The sequence below is a fragment of the Arthrobacter senegalensis genome (genome assembly GCF_059091765.1).
Genome location: NZ_JBNHGZ010000003.1, coordinates 199,380 through 224,134 on the forward strand (window position 1 = coordinate 199,380; position 24,755 = coordinate 224,134).

23 protein-coding genes and 1 riboswitch are annotated in these 24,755 nt (G+C 69.8%); of the genes, 22 read left to right on the forward strand and 1 reads right to left on the reverse strand.

Annotated elements, in window-relative coordinates; genetic code table 11:
- Positions 1 to 2: 2 nt before the first annotated feature.
- The 12 genes from AC5RVG_RS11055 to hisF all read left to right on the forward strand — a co-directional run bounded on the left by AC5RVG_RS11055 (position 3) and on the right by hisF (position 9,966).
- Complete coding sequence (locus AC5RVG_RS11055) at positions 3 to 932, forward strand: methionyl-tRNA formyltransferase (RefSeq protein ID WP_494014125.1); 930 nt, start codon at positions 3 to 5, stop codon at positions 930 to 932.
- Positions 929 to 2,479, forward strand: a complete 1,551-nt coding sequence (locus AC5RVG_RS11060) for an RsmB/NOP family class I SAM-dependent RNA methyltransferase (protein ID WP_494013876.1) — start codon at positions 929 to 931, stop codon at positions 2,477 to 2,479. Before AC5RVG_RS11055 ends, AC5RVG_RS11060 begins: the two co-directional genes overlap by 4 nt.
- A gap of 53 nt (positions 2,480 to 2,532) precedes the next feature.
- Positions 2,533 to 3,201, forward strand: a complete 669-nt coding sequence (gene rpe / locus AC5RVG_RS11065; protein WP_494013877.1) for a ribulose-phosphate 3-epimerase — start codon at positions 2,533 to 2,535, stop codon at positions 3,199 to 3,201.
- 82 nt (positions 3,202 to 3,283) lie between these two features.
- Positions 3,284 to 3,430: riboswitch (FMN riboswitch) on the forward strand.
- Positions 3,431 to 3,537: 107 nt separating this feature from the next.
- Positions 3,538 to 4,248, forward strand: coding sequence for a nicotinamide riboside transporter PnuC (pnuC, locus tag AC5RVG_RS11070; RefSeq protein ID WP_494013878.1), 711 nt, complete (start codon positions 3,538 to 3,540; stop codon positions 4,246 to 4,248).
- Positions 4,248 to 5,336, forward strand: a complete 1,089-nt coding sequence (ribD, locus tag AC5RVG_RS11075; protein ID WP_494013879.1) for a bifunctional diaminohydroxyphosphoribosylaminopyrimidine deaminase/5-amino-6-(5-phosphoribosylamino)uracil reductase RibD — start codon at positions 4,248 to 4,250, stop codon at positions 5,334 to 5,336. Before pnuC ends, ribD begins: the two co-directional genes overlap by 1 nt.
- Positions 5,337 to 5,963 carry a riboflavin synthase gene (locus AC5RVG_RS11080; RefSeq protein ID WP_493999582.1) on the forward strand — a complete coding sequence of 209 codons (627 nt, stop codon included), beginning with the start codon at positions 5,337 to 5,339 and terminating at the stop codon, positions 5,961 to 5,963.
- The gene (gene ribB / locus AC5RVG_RS11085; protein WP_493999583.1) at positions 5,960 to 6,634 is read left to right on the forward strand and encodes a 3,4-dihydroxy-2-butanone-4-phosphate synthase; all 675 of its coding nucleotides are present in this window, start codon (positions 5,960 to 5,962) and stop codon (positions 6,632 to 6,634) included. Before AC5RVG_RS11080 ends, ribB begins: the two co-directional genes overlap by 4 nt.
- On the forward strand, positions 6,624 to 7,274 hold the full coding sequence (gene ribA / locus AC5RVG_RS11090; protein WP_493999584.1) for a GTP cyclohydrolase II: 651 nt from the start codon (positions 6,624 to 6,626) through the stop codon (positions 7,272 to 7,274). Before ribB ends, ribA begins: the two co-directional genes overlap by 11 nt.
- A 57-nt stretch (positions 7,275 to 7,331) precedes the next feature.
- Positions 7,332 to 7,817 carry a 6,7-dimethyl-8-ribityllumazine synthase gene (ribH, locus tag AC5RVG_RS11095; protein WP_493999585.1) on the forward strand — a complete coding sequence of 162 codons (486 nt, stop codon included), beginning with the start codon at positions 7,332 to 7,334 and terminating at the stop codon, positions 7,815 to 7,817.
- Positions 7,818 to 7,970: 153 nt separating this feature from the next.
- Positions 7,971 to 8,234 carry a phosphoribosyl-ATP diphosphatase gene (locus AC5RVG_RS11100; RefSeq protein WP_493977843.1) on the forward strand — a complete coding sequence of 88 codons (264 nt, stop codon included), beginning with the start codon at positions 7,971 to 7,973 and terminating at the stop codon, positions 8,232 to 8,234.
- 98 nt (positions 8,235 to 8,332) lie between these two features.
- Complete coding sequence (hisG, locus tag AC5RVG_RS11105) at positions 8,333 to 9,178, forward strand: ATP phosphoribosyltransferase (RefSeq protein ID WP_493999586.1); 846 nt, start codon at positions 8,333 to 8,335, stop codon at positions 9,176 to 9,178.
- 17 nt (positions 9,179 to 9,195) lie between these two features.
- Positions 9,196 to 9,966, forward strand: a complete 771-nt coding sequence (hisF, locus tag AC5RVG_RS11110) for an imidazole glycerol phosphate synthase subunit HisF (RefSeq protein ID WP_493999587.1) — start codon at positions 9,196 to 9,198, stop codon at positions 9,964 to 9,966.
- 26 nt (positions 9,967 to 9,992) lie between these two features.
- On the opposite strand, the gene AC5RVG_RS11115 is transcribed toward hisF, so the two are convergent.
- Positions 9,993 to 10,637: a TIGR03085 family metal-binding protein gene (locus tag AC5RVG_RS11115; protein ID WP_493999588.1), complete on the reverse strand. Its 645-nt coding sequence runs from the start codon at positions 10,635 to 10,637 to the stop codon at positions 9,993 to 9,995.
- A gap of 107 nt (positions 10,638 to 10,744) precedes the next feature.
- Here AC5RVG_RS11115 and hisI point away from each other — a divergent pair, with 107 nt between their 5' ends.
- The 10 genes from hisI (at position 10,745) to AC5RVG_RS11165 (ending at position 24,737) form a co-directional block, all read left to right on the forward strand.
- On the forward strand, positions 10,745 to 11,185 hold the full coding sequence (gene hisI, locus AC5RVG_RS11120; protein ID WP_494013880.1) for a phosphoribosyl-AMP cyclohydrolase: 441 nt from the start codon (positions 10,745 to 10,747) through the stop codon (positions 11,183 to 11,185).
- 54 nt (positions 11,186 to 11,239) lie between these two features.
- Positions 11,240 to 12,811 (forward strand): anthranilate synthase component I, encoded by a 1,572-nt coding sequence (locus AC5RVG_RS11125; RefSeq protein WP_494013881.1) that lies wholly within the window; start codon positions 11,240 to 11,242, stop codon positions 12,809 to 12,811.
- A complete protein-coding gene (locus AC5RVG_RS11130; protein ID WP_494013882.1) occupies positions 12,808 to 13,452 on the forward strand; it encodes a Trp biosynthesis-associated membrane protein in 645 nt (214 codons plus the stop codon). Before AC5RVG_RS11125 ends, AC5RVG_RS11130 begins: the two co-directional genes overlap by 4 nt.
- 120 nt (positions 13,453 to 13,572) lie before the next feature.
- Positions 13,573 to 13,854: an HGxxPAAW family protein gene (locus AC5RVG_RS11135; protein WP_493999592.1), complete on the forward strand. Its 282-nt coding sequence runs from the start codon at positions 13,573 to 13,575 to the stop codon at positions 13,852 to 13,854.
- Positions 13,855 to 13,856: 2 nt separating this feature from the next.
- Positions 13,857 to 14,675, forward strand: a complete 819-nt coding sequence (trpC, locus tag AC5RVG_RS11140) for an indole-3-glycerol phosphate synthase TrpC (RefSeq protein ID WP_494013883.1) — start codon at positions 13,857 to 13,859, stop codon at positions 14,673 to 14,675.
- A gap of 91 nt (positions 14,676 to 14,766) precedes the next feature.
- The gene (gene trpB, locus AC5RVG_RS11145; protein ID WP_494013884.1) at positions 14,767 to 16,095 is read left to right on the forward strand and encodes a tryptophan synthase subunit beta; all 1,329 of its coding nucleotides are present in this window, start codon (positions 14,767 to 14,769) and stop codon (positions 16,093 to 16,095) included.
- Positions 16,092 to 16,895, forward strand: a complete 804-nt coding sequence (gene trpA, locus AC5RVG_RS11150) for a tryptophan synthase subunit alpha (RefSeq protein ID WP_494013885.1) — start codon at positions 16,092 to 16,094, stop codon at positions 16,893 to 16,895. Before trpB ends, trpA begins: the two co-directional genes overlap by 4 nt.
- Before the next feature lie 73 nt (positions 16,896 to 16,968).
- Positions 16,969 to 18,162 carry a prolipoprotein diacylglyceryl transferase gene (lgt, locus tag AC5RVG_RS11155; protein WP_494013886.1) on the forward strand — a complete coding sequence of 398 codons (1,194 nt, stop codon included), beginning with the start codon at positions 16,969 to 16,971 and terminating at the stop codon, positions 18,160 to 18,162.
- Between the two features lie 490 nt (positions 18,163 to 18,652).
- A complete protein-coding gene (gene gltB / locus AC5RVG_RS11160) occupies positions 18,653 to 23,284 on the forward strand; it encodes a glutamate synthase large subunit (protein WP_494013887.1) in 4,632 nt (1,543 codons plus the stop codon).
- On the forward strand, positions 23,277 to 24,737 hold the full coding sequence (locus AC5RVG_RS11165) for a glutamate synthase subunit beta (protein ID WP_494013888.1): 1,461 nt from the start codon (positions 23,277 to 23,279) through the stop codon (positions 24,735 to 24,737). The genes gltB and AC5RVG_RS11165 overlap by 8 nt, the downstream gene beginning before the upstream one ends.
- Positions 24,738 to 24,755: the final 18 nt, after the last annotated feature.

The following is a 24,755-nucleotide window of genomic DNA, read 5'->3' on the forward strand; positions in this document are numbered from 1 at the left end:
GCTTGCGGGTCCTCTTCGCCGGCACTCCCGGCGTGGCCGTGCCCTCCCTCGACCAGCTCGTCGAGGACGGCTTCGAGATTGTGGCCGTGCTCACCCGGGAGGACGCGCCGATAGGGCGTAAACGCGTCCTGACCGCCTCGCCGGTGGCGGCCCGCGCCGCGGAGCTCGGCGTGCCGGTGATCCGGGCCAACCGGATCGGGCCGGCCGCGGCCGATGCCATCCGGGCAGCCGCCCCGGATGTGGCGGCCATCGTGGCCTACGGCGGCCTCGTCCCGGAAGCCGCGCTCGGCATACCCGAACACGGCTGGATCAACCTGCACTTCTCACTCCTGCCCGCGTGGCGCGGCGCCGCGCCGGTGCAGCACGCCATCATCAACGGCGACGACGTCGTCGGCGCCTCCACCTTCCAACTGGAGAAGGGGCTGGATACGGGCCCGGTGTACGGCACCCTGACCGAGGCGTTGCGCCCCGCGGACACCAGCGGCGAGGTGCTGGAGCGGCTCTCCCACAGCGGCGCCGTGCTGCTGTCGCAAACCCTGGCGGCCGTTGGCGCGGGCACAGCGGTGGCGGTGGCGCAGTCCGGCGATGTCAGCCTCGCGCCCAAGCTGTCCCTGGCGGACGGTCACATTGATTGGCGGCAGCCGGCGCTGGCCGTCCGCCGCCGCATTAACGGCGTCACCCCCGAGCCCGGTGCCTGGACCATGCTCGACGGCCAGCGCTTCAAGCTGGGCCCGGTACGCCTGCGGCCGGAGCACCGCGGGCTGCCGCCCGGGGCCGTGAGGCTGTCCGGCGGCTCGGCGGCCTCGGCGCTCGTGGGCACCGGTTCCCATGCCGTGGAGCTGGACAGGGTCCAGCCGGCGGGCAAGAAAATGATGGATGCAGCAGATTGGGCCCGCGGGCTCGGACAGCGTGAGGACGTGCACTTCGAATGAGCGGCCGGAATGAAGGCAGCCGGAACAGCGGACGCCAAGGCGGCGGCGGCCAGGGGGCCGGCCGCCGTGATGCTGCGGGGCGGGAGCGCAACCGCGGCGGCGCCAGGCAGTACTCCCGGTCGGCTCCGTCGCAGCGGACGCGGGCGGCCGACCCGGCCCGGCTGGCGGCCTTCGAGGTGCTCCGCGCCGTGGAACGGGACGACGCGTACGCGAACCTGGTGCTGCCGGCGAGCATCCGCAAACACCGGCTGGACAAGCGCGACGCCGGTTTCGCCACGGAGCTGGCCTACGGCGCCCTCCGCGGTTTGGGCACATACGATGCCATCCTCGCCCGCTGCGTGGACCGGCCGCTTGACCAGCTGGACCCCGCGATCCTCGATGCGCTCCGGCTCGGTGCCCACCAGCTGCTGGCCATGCGGGTGCCGGCCCATGCCGCCCTGGACCAGACCGTCGGCCTGGCCCGCGCCGTGATCGGCGCTGGCCCCGGCTCGCTGATCAACGCCGTCCTGCGCAAGGTCACCGCCCGTGACCTGCACGGCTGGACCGCCGAGCTGACCGCCGGTGAGACCGACCCGGTCAAGGCGGCGGCTCTGGAACACAGCCATCCGGAATGGGTGGTGCGGGCACTGCGGCAATCCCTGGCGGGGCACGGACGCCGCGTGGACGAATTGGAAGACCTGCTGGCGGCCGACAACGCCGCGCCGGTCGTGAACCTGGTGGCGCTGCCCGGGCTGGGCTCGCTGGACGAGGCGATCGACGCCGGCGCGGAGCCCGGGGAACTGGTCGCGGGCTCCGCCTTGTATGCGGGGGGAGACCTCGGCCGGCTGGCCAGCGTGCGGGCCGGAACCACCCGCGTCCAGGACGCCGGCTCCCAACTCGTGGCGCTGGCCTTGGCCGCCGCCGCGCCGGTGACGCCGGGCGAGCGCTGGCTGGATCTGTGCGCCGGTCCCGGCGGCAAGGCCGCCCTGCTGGGCGCGCTGGCCGCCGAGCGGGGCGCCACGCTGCTGGCAAACGAGGTGGCCGAACACCGTGCCGAGCTGGTCCGGAAGGCCCTGGCGCCGGTACCGGCCGGGGTGTGGGAGATCCGCACCGGCGACGGCCGCGACGTGGGCGAGCTGTATGCCGGACAGTTCGACCGGATCATGGTGGACGCGCCCTGCACCGGGTTGGGGGCCCTGCGCCGCCGCCCGGAGTCGCGGTGGCGCCGGAAGCCCTCCGACGTGGCCCAGTTGGGGCCGCTGCAGCGCGAACTGCTCGGCGCGGCCGTGGCCGCCGCAAAGCCGGGGGGCCTGATCGCCTACGTGACGTGCTCCCCGCACCCGGCGGAGACGACGGCGGTGGTCGCCGACCTGCTGCGCCGGAATCCCGGGCTGGAACTGCTGGACACCTCCTCCGTCCTCGACGGGGTCAGCCTCCCCGGGCATTTGGAAGCAGGACAACCCGGCGGCGACGCCGTGGGCCGGGCCGGCGGGACGACGGCGCAGCTGTGGCCGCACCGGCACGGCACCGATGCCATGTTCATGGCGCTGCTCCGCCGAACCAACTAGGCCAACACCGGTTCCGACATCCCTCGACACACAGACAGGCAGGCAAGCAACCGATGGCACAGTGCTGCATCAACCCCAGCATCCTCTCGGCCGATTTCGTCAACCTCGAAGCCGAACTGCGGCGCATCAGTACCGCCGATGCCGTGCACGTGGACGTGATGGACAACCATTTCGTGCCGAACCTGACCATCGGGCTGCCGGTGGTGCAGCGGATCCGGGAAGTCAGCACCCTGCCCCTGGACGCGCACCTGATGATCGCCGACCCGGACCGCTGGGCGCCGGCGTATGCCGAGGCGGGGATCGAATCCGTGACCTTCCATGTGGAAGCGGCGGCGGCCCCGGTCCGGCTGGCCAGGGAGCTGAGGTCCCGCGGGGCCAAGGCGGGCATGGCGCTGAAGCCGGCCACCGCCGTCGAGCCTTATCTGGATTTGCTCCCGGAGATGGACCTCCTGCTGATCATGACGGTCGAGCCGGGCTTCGGCGGGCAGTCTTTCCTGGACGTGACCCTGCCCAAGATCCGCAAGGCCGCGCGCGCCGTGGCAGGTTCGGGGCTCCCGGTTGCGATCCAGGTGGACGGGGGCGTCACCGAAGAGACCATCGTGCGGGCCGCCGAGGCCGGCGCCACCGTCTTCGTGGCCGGATCCGCCGTGTACGGCAAGGACGATCCGGAGCAGGCCATCGCCTCGCTGCGGGCCGCGGCCGGCCGGCAACCCCATTCCTGAGGCTCCTGTGACCGGTGTTACAGGTTGTGACGGGAATGGAACGTGCCACAAGGCAGTTGTGAGAGCATAGTTACGCAAACACAAACGTGCTCCGGGGTCGGTGTAAGTCCGAACCGGCGGTTATAGTCCGCGACCCGCTGCCGAGAGTTCCGCCCGGAACTTGACGCAGCGGTTGAACCGGTGAAATTCCGGTACCGACAGTTAAAGTCTGGATGGGAGAAGCACGTACAGGTGGCAGCCATGGGGCCACCGGGTACGGTCGATGACCGCGACCCGGAGACCCCGAAGCTTCCGCTCTGTCGTTCCCCGGAGCCGCCGCGGCTCGAAAGGAACGGCATGGATTTTCTGCGGTGGCTCTTTGAAGCCCAGATTCCCGTAGCCGGCAGCGCTCTGCTGCTGCGCGAAGTTCTGGGCAACGTCTTCGGCCTGCTCAGCGCGCTCGGCGGAATGCGCCGGAAGGTGTGGGCCTGGCCCGTCGGCATCATCGGCAACGTGCTGCTGCTGACCGTATTCCTCGGGTCGCTCTTCGGCTCCGCCAATACCGCCAACCTCCTGGGCCAGGCCGGCCGGCAGGTCATGTTCATCGCCGTGGCCGTCTACGGCTGGAGGCGTTGGCGCTCCGCACGCAGCGGCGAGGGCCACGCCATCACCCCGCAGTGGGCCGGCGGCAAGGCGCGCCTGGGCCTGGTCGCCGCCTTGCTCCTGGGCACCGTCGCCCTGACCCCGGTCTTCGCGGCCCTCGGCTCCTACGAGCCGGTCTGGGCCGATGCCTGGACCTTCGTCGGTTCATTGCTGGCCACCTACGGCATGGCACGCGGCTGGGTCGAATTCTGGCTGATCTGGGTGGCCGTCGACATTGTGGGCGTGCCGCTGCTGTTTAGCGCCGGCTACTACGCCAGCGCCTTTATGTACCTCTTCTACGGAGGCTTCACGCTGGTTGGATTCTTCGTCTGGTGGCGGGCCAACGCGCAGGCCAAGCCCGGCGTCGAAACCCTGCATCCCGATCCGCGCATCGGGCGCCCGGCCGGCGAGCAGGTGCAGGCGTGATGGGCCAGGCGGCAGTCGGCACGGCCAGGGATTTCGCGCCGGCCGAGCAGCGCGCCATGGAGCTTGCGCTGGATACCGCGCGGCAGGGCGTGCGCGGAGCAAACCCCCTCGTGGGCGCCGCCATCATCGACCCGCGGGGCGAGGTGGTCAGCATCGGTTACCACCGGGGCGCCGGCACACCCCACGCCGAAGTCGATGCGCTGGCGAACGTGTCCCCGGAGCGCGCCGCGGACCTGGCGGACTGCACCATGCTGGTGACCCTGGAGCCGTGCAACCACCGCGGCCGCACCGGCCCCTGTTCCGGCGCCATCCTGGACGCGGGCATCGGCTCGCTGGTCTACGCCACGGCCGACCCCACCGAGGCGGCCGCCGGCGGGGCGCAGCGGCTGGCCGAGTCCGGCGTCGCCGTGCGCACGGGACTGCTGCGGGAGCAGGCGCTGGACCTGAACCATCGCTGGTTCGAGGCCCGGCGGGAAGCGCGGCCGTTCACCACTCTGCACGTCGCGCAGACCGTGGACGGCCTGATTGCCGCGGCAGACGGCACCAGCCAATGGATCACCGGGGAAGAGGCGCGGGCGGACAGCCACGGCATCCGCGCCCGCGCGGACGCCATCATCGCCGGCAACGGAACCATCGCGGCCGACAACCCGAGGCTCACCGCCCGCGACCGGGCCGGACACGAAACTCCGGGCCAGCCGCTGCGCGTGGTGATGGGGCGCCGAAAGGTCGCGGCAGACGCCGCGGTCCGCGGCACCGATGGCCGCTTCCTGCAACTGGCGACCCACGACCCGGCCGAAGTCCTGGCCGAACTGGCACGGCGCGGCATCGGCCACGCGATGATCGAGGGCGGAGCTACCGTCGCCTCGGCTTTCCTTCGCGCCGACCTGGTCGACGAACTCGTGCTCTACCTGGCACCCCTGATGCTCGGCGCCGGCACCCGTGCGGTGGCCGACCTCGGCATCGGGACGCTGTCCGAGGCCGGCCGCTGGCGTTGGGACACGGCCGGCGGCAGCACCCGAATCCTGGGCGCGGACCTGCGCCTGCACCTGGAACCCCTGCCGTCCCACGGCACTCAGAAAGGCAAATGAATGTTTACCGGAATCATCGCGGAACAAGGGCGCGTTGAATCGCTGGACCTGAGTCCGGCCACTGACAGCGCAGTGCTGACCTTCACCGCACCCGAAACGGCTGCCGGGCTCGGGCTCGGCGGATCGATCGCCGTCAACGGCGTGTGCCTGACCGCAGTCGCGCTGGACGGCAGCCGGGTCAGCGTGGACGTGATGGGGGAGACCCTCACACGCACCACCACCGGTTCGCTCCGTCCGGGGCAGCCGGTCAACCTGGAACGCTGCGTCCCGGCCGGCGGACGGCTGGACGGACATGTGGTTCAGGGGCACGTGGACGGTGTCGGCACGCTGGCTGAACGCGAGGACTTGGGCGACTGGGAGCGGCTGCGCTTCACCGTTCCCGTGGAGCTGGCCCGTTACATCGCGGAGAAGGGCTCCATCGCCGTCGACGGCGTCTCGCTGACGGTCACGAACGTCAGCGATGCCGGTGCCGCGACGCAGTTCTTCGAAGTCGGCCTGATTCCCACCACGCTGGCCGACACCGGCCTGGGCGCGAAACAGCCCGGCGACAGCGTCAACCTGGAAGTGGACGTCCTCGCCAAGTACGCCGAACGGCTCCTGGCCTTCACCACCGGAGCCAGGGCATGAGCGCCGCGGTGGAGCCGCGGATCGCGCTCGACACGATCGAAGCCGCTGTGGCGGCGGTCGCCGCCGGCCGCCCCGTCGTCGTCGTTGATGACGAGGACCGGGAAAACGAAGGCGACATCATCTTTGCCGCCGACGCCGCGACCCCCGAACTGATGGGCTGGACCATCCGCTATACCTCGGGCGTCATCTGCGTGCCACTGCCGGCGGCGCGGGCCGACGAACTGGGGCTGCCGCCCATGGTCGAAGTCAACCAGGATGCCAAGGGAACGGCCTACACGGTTTCCTGCGACGCGGCCGACGGCGTGACCACTGGCATCAGTTCCGCCGACCGTGCGCGCACCGCCGTGGTGCTGGCGGCGGCGGACAGCACTGCCGCCGACCTGACCCGGCCCGGGCATGTCTTCCCGCTGCGGGCGGTCGACGGCGGCGTGCTCGCGCGGCGCGGACACACCGAAGCCGCCGTGGACCTGTGCCGGCTGGGCGGGCGTGCGCCGGTGGGCGTCATCGCGGAACTGGTGCACGATGAAGGGGACATGATGCGCCTGCCGGCGCTGCGCGCCTTTGCCGACGAGCACGGCTGCCCGCTGGTTTCGATCGAGGACCTCGCGAACCACCTGGCCGGGAACGCGGACACCGCCGGCCTGCCGAAGGCGGCGAACCATGGACGGTAAGGACATCCGCGAAAAGACTCCGGCCGCCACGGTCGAGGGCGGGCCCGCGGTTCAGCTGCCCACGGCCTTCGGCAGCTTCACCGCCCAGGCGTGGACCGATGCCGCCACCGGCGTGGAGCACCTGAGCATCACCTCGCAGGTCAGTCCGGCGGCCGAACCTCTGGTCCGGCTGCACTCCGAATGCCTGACCGGCGACGTGTTCGCCTCCTACCGCTGCGACTGCGGCGAGCAATTGGAGCAGGCGCTGGCCATGATCGGAGAGCACGGCGGGACGGTCCTGTACCTGCGCGGCCAGGAGGGGCGCGGCATCGGGCTGGCCAACAAGATGCGGGCCTACGCGCTGCAGGAAGCCGGCGCCGATACGGTGGAGGCCAACGAGCAGCTGGGCCTGCCCGTGGACGCGCGGGACTACTCCGCCGCCGCCGCCATCCTGCGGGCGATGGGCATCGGCGCCATCCGGCTGCTGAGCAACAATCCTGCCAAGAGCAGCATGCTGGCGGCGCTGGGCATCGATGTGGTCGAGATGGTGGCCGCGGAGGTTCCCTTCCGGGAGCAGAACCGCCGCTACCTGGAGACCAAGCGGGACCGGATGGACCACCGGCTGGCCGTCCTGCAGACAACGCCCGTGCAGCAGAGCTGACGCCTGCGCGCAAGCACCCACCAACAACCACCGACGAGAGTTTCACGAAGGAAGAACATGAGCGGACACGGAGCACCCACCATCGACATCACCGGCCTGCAGGCGGAGACCGGCGCGCTAAAGCTCGCCATAGTCGCCGCCAGTTGGCACACCGAGATCATGGACGGGCTGGTCGACGGCGCGCTGCGGGCGGCAACCGAGGCGGGCATCGGGGAACCGGCCCTGGTCCGGGTGCCCGGGGCTTTCGAGCTGCCCGTCGCCGCCGCCCGGCTGGCGCCCCACTATGACGCCGTGGTGGCGCTCGGCGTTGTGATACGCGGCGGGACGCCGCACTTCGAGTACGTCTGCCAGGCCGCCACCGAGGGCCTGACCAGCGTCAGCGTGCAGACCGGCACGCCGGTGGGATTCGGGGTGCTTACCTGCGACACCGAGCAGCAAGGCCTGGACCGCGCCGGTTTGGCGGGCTCCAGCGAGGACAAGGGCCACGAAGCGGTGACCGCCGCCCTGGCGACCGCGGCCACGCTCCGAGGCCTCGGCGTCTAAGGCGGGCCGCGGCGCGGCGCGGCGCGGCGTCCGAAGTGGACCGTCGCGCGGCGCCGCATCTGGAAGCGGCCCGCCGCGCGGCGCCGGAGGCATTCGTCACAATGGGAACGGCGGTTTGCCGCCCCCACGCGCTCCTGACGTAGTCTAAAGGGCGTGAAATCCTTCGAATCCCTGTTTGCGGAACTGAGCGAAAAGGCGCAGCAGCGCCCGGAGGGCTCCCGTACGGTAGCCGAGCTGGATTCCGGCATCCACGGAATCGGGAAGAAGGTCGTCGAAGAGGCCGCCGAAGTCTGGATGGCAGCCGAACACGAATCCGACGAAGCCGCCGCCGAGGAAATCTCCCAGCTCCTCTACCACCTGCAGGTCCTGATGATCGCCAAGGGCCTGCGGCTGGAAGACGTCTACAAGCATCTGTAGCGGGACGCCGCCCCTGCGCGGCGCCCCGCCCAGACCCAGGCCTATTCCACACTTGCGAGGCCCTGCTGCGGCCGAGACGATCCCAGAAAGACCCCCACATGCTGCGTGTAGCTGTTCCCAACAAAGGTTCCCTGTCCGAAGCCGCCTCCGCCATGCTGGGCGAGGCCGGCTACCTCCAGCGCCGCGACAGCCGCGAACTGGTCATGACCGATGCCGACAACGACATTGAGTTTTTCTTCCTCCGCCCGCGCGACATCGCCGTCTACGTAGGCTCCGGCACCCTTGACGTCGGGATCACCGGACGTGACCTGTTTTTGGACGCACAGGTGGACGCCGTCGAGCTGATGAACCTCGGCTTCGCGGCGTCCACGTTCCGGTTCGCCGGTCCGCTCGGCGAGTTCACCAGTGCCGCGCAACTGAACGGCAAGCGCCTGGCCACCAGCTATGACGGGCTGCTGCGCAGCTACCTGGCCGAGCACGGGATCGACGCCTCCGTCGTCCGGCTGGACGGCGCGGTGGAGTCCTCCGTGCGCCTCGGCGTTGCCGACGCGATTGCAGACGTTGTGGAGACCGGCAACACGCTCCGGGCCGCCGGGATGGAAATCTTCGGGGACCCCATCCTGAAGTCCGAGGCCGTGCTGATCGGCCGCGCGGGGGAGACCCCGGCCAATGGGCTGGACGTGCTGATGCGCCGGCTGCGCGGCGTGATTGTTGCCCGCGAGTACGTCATGATGGACTACGACATCCGCAAGGACCTCGTGGACGCCGCCGCGGCGCTGACCCCGGGGCTGGAGTCACCGACCATCTCGCCGCTGCGCGATACCGGCTGGGTGGCCGTGCGCTCGATGGTCCGCCGCACGCAGACCAACCGCATCATGGACGAGCTCTACGATCTCGGTGCCCGGGCCATCCTGGTCAGCACCATCCACGCCTGCCGCATCTGACTGCCCCGGAGTACGCCATGACTGTTGCCATCCGTGTGATCCCCTGCCTGGACGTCGACGCCGGACGCGTGGTCAAGGGAATTAATTTCGAAGGCCTGCGCGACGCCGGTGACCCGGTGGAACTGGCGCACCGGTACGACCGTGCCGGAGCCGACGAGTTGACCTTTCTGGACGTCACCGCCTCCTCCGGCAACCGCGAGACGACGTTCGACGTCGTGGCCCGCACCGCGGAGGAAGTCTTCATCCCGCTGACCGTGGGCGGCGGCGTGCGCGAGGTCGCCGACGTCGACAAACTGCTGCGCTTCGGGGCGGACAAGGCCGCCATCAACACCGCCGCGGTCGCCCGGCCCGATGTGATCGACGAAATCACCCGCCATTTCGGTTCCCAGGTGCTGGTGCTCTCGCTGGATGCCCGCCGGACCGATGACCCCTCGGTGGCCTCCGGATTCGAAGTCACCACGCACGGCGGCCGCAAGGGCACGGGGATCGACGCGGTGCAGTGGGCCCGCGAGGCGGCCGACCGGGGAGTGGGGGAGTTGTTGCTCAACTCCATCGATGCCGACGGAACGAAGGACGGGTTCGACCTGGAGATGATCCGGGCGGTACGGGCGGCGGTGAAGGTCCCGCTGATAGCTTCCGGCGGCGCCGGCAAGCCCGCGCATTTCCCGCCGGCCGTCGCCGCGGGGGCGGACGCGGTGCTGGCCGCCTCGGTCTTCCATTTCGGGCCCGACGACGCCATCGCGCAGGTCAAGCAGGCGATCCGGGACGCGGGCTACCCGGTCCGGTGAGTCCCGGAGCCGGGGAAGCGGAAGGGTCAGAGGCCGATTTCGGCGCTGTCCAGCAGGGCCACGGCATCGGCCTGGCCCTCGAAGGTGACCAGCGCATGCCTGGTCCGGCCGGACGCATGCATCAGCAGTTCGCCCGGTTCTCCGCCGATGGCCACCGAGACGGGTGCCCGCTTGGCCACGTGCCGCGGGCCGTCCGGACGCACGAGCACGATGCCCAGGTCCACTCCCCGGTACAGCAAGGCCGCCCGCTTAACCAGTTCGTCCCACAGTGCCGCCGAATAGTCCTCGTCCAGCGCCCGCGGCGCCCAGCGGTCGGTGGCCCGGCGGATGTCTTCGGTGTGGACGAAGAATTCCACCAGGTTGGCCACCGTGTCCACGGCCGGAACCCTGAACGGGGACCAGGCCGGCGGGCCCGCGCGGAAGGCTTCCACCAGCTTGGCGTAGCCGGCCGGTTCCCGGGCTGTGTCCGCCACCTTGCGGGTGGCCTCGTCCGAAACCCTGGCCAGCGGCTTAAAGGCCAGGCCGAGGGCGGCACCCACTCGATGTTCACGGATGTACAGATGGGCGGCCAGTTCTGCGGTCTTCCACCCCTCGCACAGGGTGGGTGAATCCGGCCCGGCAGCCAGCAAGGTCTCGGCCAGGACTTCACGGGACGGATTTACGTAATGCATCTCTCTGAACCTAGCACGAAGGAGGCGCTTGCGGGCCGATAAATGTGTACGTGCGCCCGCGCCGGCGCGGGCGGGGGCCTCCGGGACTTGGCACTAGACTTGTAGGGATGCCTTCCGAGTCTGATTACCCCACAACAGTGCCGTCCGGGGCCGGCGCAACGGCCCTCGACCCAGCCGTCGCCGGCCGGCTCAAGCGCGACTCCGCCGGCCTGGTCGCCGCGATCGTCCAGCAGTTCGACTCCGGTGAGGTGCTGATGCTGGGCTGGATGGATGACGAGGCGCTGCACCGCACCTTGACCAGCGGCCGCGTTACCTTCTACTCGCGCTCGCGCCGGGAGTACTGGCGCAAGGGCGACACCTCCGGCCACGTGCAGTTCGTCAAGTCGGTGGCCCTGGACTGCGACGGCGACGCCCTGTTGGTCCGGGTAGACCAGGTCGGCGCCGCCTGCCACACCGGCACCCGCACCTGCTTTGACGGCCGGGGCCTCGACGCCGTCGCCGGCCACAGCGCCGAACCGGACGCAAGCCAAGGAGCATCCGGCACCTGAACCGGCCCCCTGACCACCGCAGTATCAGCCACTGAAGCGAAAGACAGATAACGCATGCAGGACCTTGGCGTCATCAGCCCCAGCCTGGAGGAATTCCGCGCGCTGGCCCGCGACCGCAGGGTCATCCCGGTCTCCATCAAGGTGCTCGCCGATGACCAGACTCCCATTTCCATCTACCGCAGGCTGGCCGATTCCCGGCCGGGAACCTTCCTGTTGGAGTCGGCCGCCGTCGGCGGAGTCTGGTCCCGCTATTCCTTCATCGGTGCCAACTCGCGGGCCACGCTCACGACCAGGGACGGGCAGGCGCACTGGCTGGGGGAGCCGCCGGTGGGCGTGCCGCGCACCGGCAACCCGGTGGAGGCCCTGCGCGGCACGGTGGAGGCGCTGCGGACCGAACGGTTCGACTCGCTCCCGCCGCTGACGTCCGGGCTGGTGGGATTCGTCGGCTGGGAGGCCGTGCGGCACTGGGAAAAGCTGACGTCCCCGCCGGAAGACGACCTGAACCTGCCGGAACTGGCCATGAACCTTGTTACCGACCTCGCCGTGCACGACAACGCCGAAGGCACGGTCACGCTGATCGCCAACGCCATCAACTTCGACAACCGCGACGAGCGCGTGGACGAGGCATGGCTGGACGCCGTGAAACGCGCCAAACACCTGCTGGCGCAGCTCGCTGAACCGCTCGCGCAGCAGGTGTCGGTGCTGGAAGACGCCGCCCTGGAAACCGCCGACCTGATGAACAGCGTGACCCACCGCTGGGCCCGGGAGAAGTATTTGGCGGCCGTGGACCGCGGCAAGGAAGCAATCGTCGACGGCGAAGTGTTCCAGGTGGTAATCTCGCGCCGGTTCGAGGCCGAATGTTCTGCCGAGGCCCTCGACGTCTACCGCGTGCTGCGGAACCTGAATCCCAGCCCCTACATGTACCTGTTCAGCCTGGAAGACGCCGACGGCGTGGGCTACTCGATCGTGGGTTCCTCCCCGGAGGCACTGGTCACCCTGACCGGCGACGAGGTCATCACCCACCCGATCGCCGGATCCAGGCCCCGCGGACACAGCGTGGAGCATGACAAGGAACTGGCCGAGGAATTGCTCGCCGACCAGAAGGAACGCGCGGAGCACCTGATGCTCGTGGACCTGGCCCGCAACGACATCTCCAAGGTCTGCACGCCCGGCAGCGTCGACGTCACTCAGTTTATGGAGGTGGAGAAATTCAGCCACATCATGCATCTGGTCTCCACCGTGGTCGGCCGGCTGTCGCCGGACAAGACCGCCTACGACGTGCTGGCCGCGACGTTCCCGGCGGGCACGCTCTCCGGTGCGCCCAAACCCCGCGCCCTGAGGCTGTTGGACGAACTCGAACCGCACCGCCGGGGCATCTACGGCGGCGTGGTGGGCTACCTGGACTTTGCCGGGGACATGGATATGGCCATCGCCATCCGCTCGGCGCTGCTGCGCGGCGGCGTCGCCTACGTCCAGTCCGGCGGCGGGATCGTGGCCGACTCCCAGCCGGAGGCCGAGGCGCTGGAGACCGTGAACAAGGCGGCGGCGCCGCTGCGGGCAGTGACCCTGGCATCGCGGCTCCACCCGGCCAACCCGGCACACGTACCGGTCAAGGGGCAGCAATGAGCGAAGAGAACACCTCCCCGGCCCGGGACGCGGCACCGGCGCCACGGCCTGCCGCCGCGCGTTGGCGGCGCAAGGGCACGGTGGTGCTCGCCGCCGTCGTGATGTCGCTGGCCGCCTTTGGCACCACGACGCAAACCTGGCTCACGGCCCGGTTCCCGGGCACCCGGGTGCAGACCCCCGACGTGAGCGTGCCCGGCAGCGACGCCGCTACCGCGGTGACGGCCCTGGCGCTGGTGGCACTGGCCGCCGCCCTGGCGGCTTCCATCGCCGGCCGGATCGCCCGCATCGTGATCGCCGTGCTGCTGGCCGCGGCCGGCATCGGCATCTCTGCCGCCAGCCTCACGGTGATCGCCAACCCGGCCGGGGCCGCTTCGGCGGCCATCGGGGAGGCGACCGGGCAGATCGGGGGAGAAGCCGCCGTCGGCATCACGGTCTTCCCTTACCTGGGCGCCGCCGCCGGTGTCCTGCTGTTGCTGACGGCCGTCTGGCTGCTGGCGGCCGGGCGTTCCTGGGCCGCGTCGAAGAAGTACGTGCCGGCAACCGAGCGGCAGGCCGACGGCATGCCGTCCGACCGGGCCGGCAGCGTGGACGAAATCGACAGCTGGGACCAGCTCAGCCGGGGCAACGACCCGACCGACTGAACCGCCGGCCGCGCCGGCACCGGGCAGCAGGGCCGCCGGCAGCCGTGTCACACTGGCCTGCCGCGCCCGCAAACAATGGCAGAATGAAGTAGCAGAACCGTTTTTAGAGGGAGATACACCATGGGCAACCAGGCCACCGCCACCGAAACCGCGATGAAGACGGACCCGGCAGGCAGCATCCACGACGAGGTCATCGGCCACGGCAACAGCCCCGCCGCCTGGACCTGCGTGCTCATCATGATCTTGGGCTCCATCGTGGGCGGCATCGGCTTCGCCATGGCCTCGTCCCCGGTTTTCTGGGCCGGCGTGGCAATCATGTTCATCGGCCTGATCGTCGGCTGGATCATGAAGAAGGTCGGCTACGGCGTGGACGGCAGCAAGATCCAGGGCAGCGGACACTGAACGTGACCGTTCTCGACGACATTATCGTTGGAGTCCGCGAAGACCTCGAGTCCCGGCGCGCCCAGGTTCCGCTGGCGCAGATCCAGCGGCTGGCCGCGGCCGCGCCGGCCCCGCGTGATGCTTACGCGGCCCTGGGCGGCAACGATTCGCCGCGAACGGCGCTCAAGGTGATCGCCGAGGTCAAGCGCAAGAGCCCCTCCAAGGGCGATCTGGCCTCCATCGCCGATCCGGCCCAACTGGCCGCCGGTTACGAACGCGGCGGTGCCGCCGTGATCAGCGTGTTGACGGAGCAGCGCCGGTTCAACGGCTCGCTGGCCGACTTCGACGCGGTGCGCGCCGCGGTGGACGTTCCGCTGCTGCGCAAGGACTTCAACGTCGACGAGTACCAGATCTTCGAGGCACGCGCCCACGGCGCCGACCTGGTGCTGCTGATCGTCGCCGCATTGGACGACGAGCGGCTGAAGGCCTTGTTGGCGCTGACCCACGAACTGGGCATGGAGGCCCTGGTGGAGACGCATACCGCCGAAGAAATCGACCGCGCCGTCGCCGTGGACGCACGCATCATCGGCGTGAACGTCCGCAACCTGAAGACCCTGGACGTGGACCGCTCGGTGTTCGCCGGATTGGCGGGCCGGATCCCCGCCGGCGCCGTGGTGGTGGCCGAATCCGGAGTCCGCGGAGTGGACGACGTGCGTGACTACGCCAGGCAGGGCGCCGACGCCGTCCTGGTGGGCGAGGCGCTCGTCATCACGGGCGATCCGGGAGCCGCCGTGGCCGAGTTCGGCGCGGCGGGCGCCGAGGCCATTGCCGCGCGCGGCTGAACCAACGCGCCACACAACTTAAGAATCCCCCAGGGGCAGGCAGGGCCGGTTGCGGCTGGCCGTCCTGCCTCCAGTAACAGACAGGACGGCCATGACGCAGAGCCCCGATACCCCGGCGGAGCCCGGAAACACCCAGGAACCGGCCGATGCCTTCCTGGCCGGCGGCAGCCTCCGCCATGCCCCCGGCCCCTATTTCGGTGCCTTCGGCGGGCGCTGGATGCCGGAATCCCTGATTGCTGCGCTGGACGAACTGGAAGACACCTTCGACAAGGCCAAGGCAGACCCGGAGTTCATTGCCCAGGTCGCCGAGCTGAACAAGAACTATTCGGGCCGGCCCTCGCTGCTGACCGAAGCCAAGCGCTTCTCCCTGCATGCCGGCGGCGCCCGGATCTTCCTCAAGCGCGAGGACCTGAACCATACCGGCTCGCACAAGATCAACAACGTGCTGGGCCAGGCCCTGCTGGCCCAGCGCATGGGCAAGACGCGCATCATTGCGGAGACCGGTGCCGGCCAGCACGGCGTGGCCAGTGCCACCGCCGCCGCACTGCTCGGCATGGAGTGCGTGGTCTACATGGGCGCCGAAGACACCCGCCGGCAGGCCCTGAACGTGGCCCGGATGGAGCTCCTCGGAGCCACCGTCGTGCCCGTCACCGCCGGGTCGCAGACGCTCAAGGACGCCATCAACGAGGCCCTGCGCGATTGGGTGGCCAATGTGCACAACACCCACTACCTGCTGGGCACCGCCGCCGGCGCCCACCCCTTCCCGGCGCTCGTCCGCTATTTCCACGAAGTCATCGGCGAGGAAGCCCGCGCGCAGATCCTGGACCAGACCGGCCGGCTGCCGGACGCCGTCTGCGCCTGCATCGGGGGCGGTTCGAACGCCATCGGCATCTTCCACGGCTTCCTCGACGACCGGAACGTCGCGCTGTACGGTTTTGAGGCCGGCGGCGACGGCGTCGACACCGGCCGCCATGCCGCAACCATCACGCTGGGCCGGCCCGGCGTGCTGCACGGCGCGCGCTCCTACCTCATGCAGGATGAAGACGGCCAGACCATAGAGTCGCATTCGATCTCGGCCGGGCTGGACTATCCCGGTGTCGGGCCCGAGCATTCCTACCTGTCGGACATCGGCCGGGCCAGCTACGAGCCGGTCACCGACAGCGAGGCGATGGAGGCTTTCCGGCTGCTCTGCCGCACCGAGGGCATCATCCCGGCCATCGAGTCGTCGCACGCCCTGGCCGGGGCGCTGCGGGTGGGCAAGCGCCTGACCGAGGGCAAGGATCATCCGCAGGATGTCATCATCGTCGTGAATCTTTCCGGCCGGGGCGACAAGGACGTCGCCACCGCGGCGGAGTGGTTCGGCCTGCTGCCGGACGAATCGCCCGAGGCCGAAATCGGCTCCGAAGGAGAGCAGCTGTGAACAATACCGCCACCGCCAGCAAATCGGCCGCGGCCATCGACCGGGCCCTGGCCGACGGCCGGACCGCCCTGATCGGCTATCTGCCCGCCGGCTACCCCGACGTCCAGACCACCATCGACGCCGCCGTCGCGCTGGCGGAGAACGGCGTGGACGTCATTGAGATCGGCATCCCGTACTCCGACCCGGTGATGGACGGCGCCGTCATCCAGGCCGCCACTGTGCAGGCGCTGAAGGACGGCTTCCGCGTCAGCCAGGTGTTCGACATCGTCGCCGGCATCACCGCCCGCTGCGGCGCCGCCGTGCTGGTGATGACGTACTGGAATCCGGTGCTGCGGATGGGCGTCGACGAGTTCTCCCGCCGGCTGGCCGAGGCCGGCGGCGCCGGGCTGATCACCCCGGACCTGATTCCGGACGAGGCGGCCGAATGGTTCGAGGCCTCGGACAAGTACGGGCTGGACCGCGTGTTCCTGGTCGCCCCGTCGTCCTCCCCGGAGCGGATGGCGATGACGGTCAAGGCCAGCCGCGGTTTTGTCTACGCGGTGTCGATCATGGGCGTCACCGGCGCCCGAGAGAGCGTTTCCGGCGCCGCCGAGCGCGTGGTCCGGTCGGCGCACGAGGCCGGAGCCGAACGGGTCTGCGTCGGCCTGGGCGTCTCCAGTCCCGAGCACGTGCGCGAGATCGGCGCGTATGCCGAGGGCGCCATCGTGGGCACCGCGCTGGTGGCCGAACTCGGCAACGCCGGCGTGCCGGCACTGGGCAAGCTCGCGGCGCGGCTAAGCGAAGGCACAGCCCGGGCCTGACACAATAACCGGTGGCCAGCGGTTTGCCGCGGGCCGCGCCCGACCCGCAACTCCGGCCAAGAGGACTCAACTGGTGTACAGCACGACTATCGCAACGGCCGTACCGGCCTCCATCCCCAGCCCCGGCTGGTCCGGATTCAGCATCGGCCCGCTCACCATCCACGCGTACGCGCTGTGCATCCTGCTGGGCATCGTCGCGGCCATCTGGCTCACCCACCGCCGCTGGAAGGCCCGCGGCGGGCCGGAAGAATTCATCTGGGACGTGGCCATCTGGGCCATCCCGTTCGGCATCGTCGGCGGCCGTCTCTACCACGTGTTCTCCTCGCCCGACGCCTACTTCGGGCCGAACGGCGACCTCGGCCTGATCCCGCAGATCTGGCGCGGCGGGCTCGGAATCTGGGGCGCGGTGGCACTGGGCCTGGTCGGTGCCTGGATCGGCTGCCGCCGGGCCGGCTTCAAGCTGCCGGCCTTCATGGATGCCGCCGCACCCGGCGTGCTGCTGGCACAGGCGATCGGCCGCTGGGGCAACTGGTTTAACCAGGAACTCTTCGGCGCCCCCACCACGCTGCCCTGGGGCCTGGAGATCGACGCCGACAACCCCAACTTCCCGGCCGACGCGGAACCGGGCACGCTGTTCCACCCCACCTTCCTCTATGAGTCCCTGTGGAACCTGGCGGGCGTGGCGCTGCTGCTGCTATTGGACCGGCGCTTCAAGTTCCGCCGCGGCATGCTGTTCTGGCTGTACGTCGCGTTCTACACCCTCGGCCGGGTCTGGATCGAAATGCTGCGCATCGACGATGCCGAAATGATCACGATCTTCGGCATCACCCAGCGGCTGAACGTCTGGACGTCGCTGCTGCTGCTGGTCGCCGCCGTCGTGATCTTCATCGTGCTGGCGCGCCGTCCGCGGACCGCGGAGACCGACTCCCTGTACCTGCCGGGCCGCGAGCCCTCGGCAGTCGCGGGGGAGAAGGCCGAATCCGGGCAGGCCGCGGCTCGGCAGGAGAACGCCGCCAAGCACGACGGCGGACCCCGCGCCGGCGGGGCAGGATCCTCCGTGATCGCGGGGGAGAAGGCCGAAACCGCTGCCGGGACGCCCGACGCGAAGGCCGGGGAGCCTGCCGCGGACGAAGCTCCTTCAGCCGAGAACGCCGCCAAGCCCGCGGATGCTGCCAAGCCCGCCGATGCGGCGAATGCCCCCAAAGCCGCCGATGCCGCGGCCGGGAACGACCCGCTCAGGGCGGACAACAACCGCAGCCAGAACTAGTTTCCCCGCGCAGCCGCCGGAACGCAGCAATCTGACGTTCCGGCGGCTTCGTGCGCTCCGGGCTGGCGCCGGCAATCCGAAAAGCGGTCGGTAAAAAACCGGAAAAGCCTGTGTTGCGGGGTCCCCGCCGTGCTATCGTCGCTCTACCGCAGAACAGACTCGCTCCGCGGCCGGTCCGCCCTCACCGTCGGTCCGAACCATCAGTACGCACCTCCCGGACCACCAACCGGGCGCAGGCATGCGGCGTACCGACCACACTGACGTGGATTCTCCGCCGGACAGGCGCACCACCCAGTGCGGTCCCGGCGGCCGTGGCCGATCGACCGCACAGTTCATCCTGGCGGCCCCCATCCGACCCCTGGACACCGAATGCGCTGTGCGGGGTGAGCTGGCCACAGAATCCATGGATCACGGGCCTGCTTGCTCGAGCGGGCCCGGGCGGGGCCAGCGCCGTCCCCTTCTCACCTACATCCAGGAGAAGGAAGTTCAGATGACTCCTCCGTTCAAGGGGTCGAGTACCCCGCGCAGCCTCGGCGGCGGACACGAACGCCGGCACACCACGGTGCCCTCGCCGTTCAGTCGTTTCGCCGCCTACCCGGAAAAAACCGGGCTGTACGACCCCGCCCACGAAAAGGACGCCTGCGGCCTGGCGGTGATTGCCACCCTGCGGGGCGGGCCGGGCCACCACATCGTCGACGCGGCGCTGACGGCGCTGCGCAATCTGGAACACCGCGGCGCGGTCGGCGCCGACGAAGGAACCGGCGACGGCGCCGGGTTGCTCACACAGATCCCCGATGAATTCTTCCGCGCGGTGGTGGGCTTCGAACTGCCGGCGGCCGGCCGCTATGCCGCAGGAACCGCGTTCCTGCCCAGCGACGAGTCTGAGGCGGCGGTAGCGCGGGACGGCGTGGAGGCCATCGCCGCCTCCGAAGGCCTCACAGTCCTCGGCTGGCGCGACGTCCCGGTGGTGGCCGAACTGGTCGGCGCCATGGCGCGGTCCTGCATGCCCCACTTTGCCCAGGTGTTCCTGGGCCTCGACCCGGCCGCTGCCGGCAGCAGCGATGTGGATGCCCGCGTTTTCCGCGTCCGCAAGCGCGCCCAAAACAAGTTCGGCGTGTATTTCCCGTCGCTGTCGTCCAAGACCATCGTCTACAAAGGAATGCTGACCACCGCGCAGCTGGAACCCTTCTACCCGGACCTCTCCGACCCTCGCTTCAAGACGAAACTGGGTATCGTCCACTCCCGCTTCTCCACCAACACGTTCCCCTCGTGGCCGCTGGCCCAGCCGTTCCGCACCATCGCGCACAACGGCGAGATCAATACGGTCAAGGGCAACCGCAACTGGATGCGGGCCCGCCAGTCGCAGCTGAAGGGCCCCCTGCTGGGCGACACGCCGGAAGAGCTGTTCCCCATTTGCACGCCCGGCGCCTCCGACTCCGCTTCCTTTGACGAAGTCGCCGAATTGCTGATGCTCGCGGGCCGCCCGATTACGCAAGCGATCATGATGATGATTCCGGAGGCGTGGGAGAACCACGCCACGATGGACCCTGAGCGCCGCGCCTTCTACCAGTACCACTCGATGCTGATGGAGCCGTGGGACGGCCCAGCGGCCGTTTCCTTCACCGACGGCCGGCTCGTTGGAGCCGTGCTCGACCGCAACGGCCTGCGCCCGGCCCGCTACTGGGTTACCGAGGACGGGTTGGTCGTGCTGGCCTCGGAGGTCGGGGTCGTCAACATCGATCCCGCCACGGTGGTCAGGAAGGGCCGGGTCTCACCGGGGAAGATGTTCCTGGTGGATACCGAGGCCGGCCGGCTGGTCGAGGACGAGGAGATCAAGGCCGACGTCGCGGCCGCCAACCCGTGGGGCGAATGGCTCAAGGACAACATGATCCGGCTGGAAGACCTGCCGGAACGCGAGCACGTGGTGCACACCGCCGCGTCGGTCAACCTCCGCCAGCGGACCTTCGGCTACACGCAGGAAGAACTGCGGATCCTGCTGGGCCCGATGGCCCGCACCGGCGCCGAACCGCTGGGGGCCATGGGCACCGACACCCCGATCGCGGTGTTGTCCAAGCGCCCTCGGCTGCTGTTCGACTACTTCGTGCAGTCCTTCGCCCAGGTGACCAACCCTCCGCTGGACGCCATCCGCGAAGAACTCGTGACCTCGCTGCGTTCGTCGATCGGCCCCGACGGCAACCTGCTGGCGACCGGCCAGGTGCGCACCACCCAGGTGGCGCTGAACTTCCCCGTGATCAACAACGACGAACTGGCCAAGATCGCCGCGATGGAAGACGAGGAGGGCAGCCGGCTCGCGCTGAAGGTGAGTGGCCTCTACCGGCCCGACGGCGGCGCCGCCGAGTTGGCCGCCCGGCTGCAGGAGATCTGCGAAAAGGTCTCCGGCGCCGTCAACCGCGGCGTGAAGTTCATCGTGCTCTCGGACCGGGACTCGAACGCCCAATGGGCGCCCATCCCGTCGCTGCTGCTGACCAGCGCCGTGCACCACCACCTGCTCAAGAGCGCCAACCGGACCAAGATCTCGCTGCTGGTGGAAGCCGGCGACGTGCGCGAGGTCCACCACGTGGCCGCCCTCATCGGGTACGGCGCTTCCGCCGTCAATCCTTATCTGGCGATGGAAAGCTGCGAGGAACTGGTGCGCAACGGCGACCTCCAGGGCGTCACCGCGGCCCAGGCCGTGCAGAACCTGATCAAGGGCCTGGGCAAGGGCGTCCTGAAGATTATGTCCAAGATGGGCATTTCCACCGTCCCCTCCTACTGCGGTGCCCAGACGTTCGAAGCGATCGGGCTCGCCCAATCCCTGGTCGACCAGTACTTTGCCGGCACCCAGTCGCAGCTCGGCGGCGTCGGCCTGGACGTCATCGCCGCCGAGGCCGCGGCGCGGCACGCCCAGGCCTACCCCGCCGATGGGATCGAAGACCCCCACCGGTCGCTTGAGAACGGCGGCGAGTATCAGTGGCGCCGTGAAGGACCGCCGCACCTGTTCAACCCGGAAACGGTGTTCCGGCTGCAGCATGCCACACGTGAACGGCGCTACGACGTGTTCAAGGCGTATACCCGCGGCGTGGACGACCAGGCGAAGGACCTGATGACGCTCCGCGGCCTGTTGAAGTTCAAGGCCGGCGCCCGCCCGCCCGTGCCGCTGGAGGAGGTCGAACCGGTCTCCAGCATCGTCAAGCGTTTCTCCACGGGGGCCATGAGCTACGGCTCCATCTCGCAGGAGGCGCACGAAACGCTCGCCATCGCCATGAACCGGCTGGGCGGGAAATCGAACACCGGCGAGGGCGGCGAGGACGTGGACCGGCTGCTGGACCCGGAGCGCCGTTCGGCGATCAAGCAGGTGGCCTCCGGCCGGTTCGGCGTCACCAGCCTGTACCTGACCAACGCGGAGGACCTCCAGATCAAGATGGCCCAGGGAGCCAAGCCCGGCGAGGGCGGCCAACTGATGAGCCAGAAGGTCTACCCGTGGGTGGCCCGGACCAGGCATTCGACACCGGGGGTGGGCCTGATCTCGCCGCCGCCGCACCACGACATCTACTCGATCGAGGACCTGGCGCAGCTGATCTACGACCTGAAGCGCTCCAACCCCTCGGCGCGCGTGCATGTGAAGCTGGTGTCCGAGGTCGGGATCGGCACCGTGGCGGCCGGCGTGACCAAGGCGAAGGCCGACGTCGTCCTCGTCTCGGGGCACGACGGCGGCACCGGGGCGAGCCCGCTGAACTCGCTCAAGCATGCCGGAGCGCCCTGGGAACTGGGGCTGGCCGAGACGCAGCAGACGCTGATGCTCAACGGCCTGCGGGACCGGGTGGTCGTGCAGGTGGACGGGCAACTGAAGAGCGGCCGCGACGTGGTGATCGCGGCGCTGCTGGGCGGCGAGGAGTTCGGCTTCGCGACGGCGCCGCTGGTGGTCTCCGGCTGCATCATGATGCGCGTCTGCCACCTGGACACCTGCCCCGTGGGGGTTGCCACGCAGAACCCGGAACTCCGCCGGCGGTTCACCGGCAAGCCCGAGTTCGTGGTGAACTTCTTCGAGTTCATTGCGGAGGAAGTGCGCGAACTGCTGGCCGGACTGGGCTTCCGCAGCCTGGCCGAGGCCGTCGGCCACGCGGAGCTGCTGGACACCTGCGAAGCACTCGACCACTGGAAGGCCGACGGCCTGGACCTGTCACCGATCCTGCGCGGCTACGGCACCGATTCCGACATCCCGCTGCGCAACATGACCATGCAGAACCACGAACTGGACAAGCACTTCGACAACCAGCTGATCGCCATGAGCTCGGACGCGCTGACCAACCGCGAACCGGTGCGGATCAGCCTGGACGTGATCAACACCGACCGGGCCGTGGGCACGATGCTCGGCCACGAAGTGACCAGGCGTTTCGGCATCGAAACCCTGGCGGACGACACCATCGACGTGACGCTGACCGGACAGGCCGGGCAGTCGCTGGGCGCCTTCCTGCCCGCCGGCATCACCCTGCGGCTGCTCGGCGACTCGAACGACTACGTCGGCAAGGGGCTCTCCGGCGGACGGATTATCGTCCGGCCGGACCGGGCCAACACGTTCGCGTCCGAACGCAACGTGATTGCGGGCAACGTCATCGGTTACGGCGCTACCAGCGGCGAGCTGTTCCTGCGCGGCCAGGTGGGCGAGCGGTTCCTGGTCCGGAACTCGGGTGCCACCGCCGTCGTCGAAGGAATCGGCGACCACGGCTGCGAGTACATGACCGGGGGACTGGCCCTGGTCCTGGGCCCGACCGGCCGCAACTTCGGCGCCGGCATGTCCGGCGGCGTGGCCTACGTGCTGGACCTGGACCCGGGCAAGCTGAACACGCAGAGCACCGGCAACGGCGAATTGCAGCTGCTGCGGCCGGACCCGGCGGACGAAGGGACCATCGCTACCCTGCTGAAGAAACATGCGGAGGAGACCGGTTCCCGGCTCGCCGGGCGCCTGCTCGAGGACCTCGAAGGGACCCTGGCCCGCATCACCAAGGTGCTGCCGCGCGACTACGCGGCGGTGCTGCAAGCCCGGGCGAACGCCGAAGCCGAAGGGCTCGACCCCGACGGCGATGTTGTCTGGACCCGAATCCTGGAGGTAACCGGTGGCTGACCCACGCGGATTTATGAAAGTTCGAGAACGCCAGACCCAGCCCCGCCGTCCTGTTCCCGTGCGGATCATGGACTGGAAGGAAGTCTACGAGGCGCAGGAAAAGGGCGTGCTCCGCAGCCAGGCCGGACGCTGCATGGACTGCGGCATCCCGTTCTGCCACCAGGGCTGCCCGCTGGCGAACCTGATCCCGGAGTGGAACGACCTGACCTGGCGCGGCAAGGACCAGGAAGCGATCGAGCGGCTGCACGCCACCAACAACTTCCCCGAATTCACCGGCCGGCTGTGCCCGGCGCCGTGCGAGGCGGCCTGCGTGCTGGGCATCAACCAGCCGGCGGTGACGATCAAGCAGGTGGAAGTCTCCGTCATCGAGGAAGCCTTCGACCAGGGCTGGGTGACTCCGCACGCGCCGGAGCGGCTGACCGGTCACACGATCGCCGTCGTCGGATCCGGCCCCGCGGGGCTGGCCACGGCGCAGCAGCTGACGCGGGCCGGCCACACCGTGGCGGTGTACGAGCGCGACGACAAGGTGGGCGGTTTGCTGCGTTACGGCATTCCCGACTTCAAGATGGAGAAGCACTACCTGGACCGCCGGCTGGAGCAGATGCGGGCCGAGGGCACGCGGTTCCGCACCGGCATCGAGGCGGGCAAGGACATCAGCTGGGATCAGCTCCGCCGCCGCTACGACGCCGTGGTGATCGCGACCGGTGCCACCGTGCCACGGGACCTGCCGATCCCCGGGCGCGGGCTGTCCGGCGTGCACTTCGCCATGGACTACCTGGTGCAGGCCAACCGGGTGGTGGCCGGCGAGGCGGTCCCGGACCAGATCGACGCCCGGGGCAAGCACGTGGTGATCCTGGGCGGCGGCGACACCGGCGCGGACTGCCTCGGCACCGCGCACCGGCAGCAGGCGGCCTCGGTCACCACCCTGGCCATCGGCAAGCAGCCGCCGGCCCAGCGTGCTTCGCACCAGCCGTGGCCGACGTTCCCCACGCTGTTCGAAGTGGCCAGCGCCCACGAGGAAGGCGGCGAGCGGACCTACCTCGCCTCCACCGTGGAGTTCGTGGGCGAGAACGGCGTGCTCACCGCACTGAAGGTCGCCGAGACCGAGTTCGTGGACGGCAGGCGGGTCCCCAAGCCGGGAACGGAGCGGGAGATCCCGGCGGACCTGGTGTTCCTGTCCCTGGGCTTCACCGGTCCGGAGCATGCCGGGATCGACGCGCAGGTCAACGCGTCCTTCGACGAGCGCGGGAACGTCGCCCGCGACGGCGGCTACATGACCGGCGCAGAGGGCATCTTCGTGGCCGGCGACGCCGGGCGCGGACAGTCCTTGATCGTGTGGGCGATCGCCGAGGGGCGCGCCTGCGCCGCCGCCGTCGACCGGTGGTTGACCGGTACCACGCGGCTGCCTGCACCGGTGGCCCCGCAAGACCGTGCGATCGCGGTGCTGCCCTAGCGGCGGCCCGCCTGCGCG

Excerpts from the sequence above, each read along its gene's own strand:
- AC5RVG_RS11060 (WP_494013876.1), top strand. The coding sequence starts at position 929 with ATGAGCGGCCGGAATGAAGGCAGCCGGAACAGCGGACGCCAAGGCGGC.
- rpe (WP_494013877.1), top strand. The coding sequence starts at position 2,533 with ATGGCACAGTGCTGCATCAACCCCAGCATCCTCTCGGCCGATTTCGTC.
- pnuC (WP_494013878.1), top strand. The coding sequence starts at position 3,538 with ATGGATTTTCTGCGGTGGCTCTTTGAAGCCCAGATTCCCGTAGCCGGC.
- ribD (WP_494013879.1), top strand. The coding sequence starts at position 4,248 with ATGGGCCAGGCGGCAGTCGGCACGGCCAGGGATTTCGCGCCGGCCGAG.
- AC5RVG_RS11080 (WP_493999582.1), top strand. The coding sequence starts at position 5,337 with ATGTTTACCGGAATCATCGCGGAACAAGGGCGCGTTGAATCGCTGGAC.
- ribB (WP_493999583.1), top strand. The coding sequence starts at position 5,960 with ATGAGCGCCGCGGTGGAGCCGCGGATCGCGCTCGACACGATCGAAGCC.
- ribA (WP_493999584.1), top strand. The coding sequence starts at position 6,624 with ATGGACGGTAAGGACATCCGCGAAAAGACTCCGGCCGCCACGGTCGAG.
- ribH (WP_493999585.1), top strand. The coding sequence starts at position 7,332 with ATGAGCGGACACGGAGCACCCACCATCGACATCACCGGCCTGCAGGCG.
- hisG (WP_493999586.1), top strand. The coding sequence starts at position 8,333 with ATGCTGCGTGTAGCTGTTCCCAACAAAGGTTCCCTGTCCGAAGCCGCC.
- hisF (WP_493999587.1), top strand. The coding sequence starts at position 9,196 with ATGACTGTTGCCATCCGTGTGATCCCCTGCCTGGACGTCGACGCCGGA.
- AC5RVG_RS11115 (WP_493999588.1), bottom strand. The coding sequence starts at position 10,637 with ATGCATTACGTAAATCCGTCCCGTGAAGTCCTGGCCGAGACCTTGCTG.
- hisI (WP_494013880.1), top strand. The coding sequence starts at position 10,745 with ATGCCTTCCGAGTCTGATTACCCCACAACAGTGCCGTCCGGGGCCGGC.
- AC5RVG_RS11125 (WP_494013881.1), top strand. The coding sequence starts at position 11,240 with ATGCAGGACCTTGGCGTCATCAGCCCCAGCCTGGAGGAATTCCGCGCG.
- AC5RVG_RS11130 (WP_494013882.1), top strand. The coding sequence starts at position 12,808 with ATGAGCGAAGAGAACACCTCCCCGGCCCGGGACGCGGCACCGGCGCCA.
- AC5RVG_RS11135 (WP_493999592.1), top strand. The coding sequence starts at position 13,573 with ATGGGCAACCAGGCCACCGCCACCGAAACCGCGATGAAGACGGACCCG.
- trpB (WP_494013884.1), top strand. The coding sequence starts at position 14,767 with ATGACGCAGAGCCCCGATACCCCGGCGGAGCCCGGAAACACCCAGGAA.
- gltB (WP_494013887.1), top strand. The coding sequence starts at position 18,653 with ATGACTCCTCCGTTCAAGGGGTCGAGTACCCCGCGCAGCCTCGGCGGC.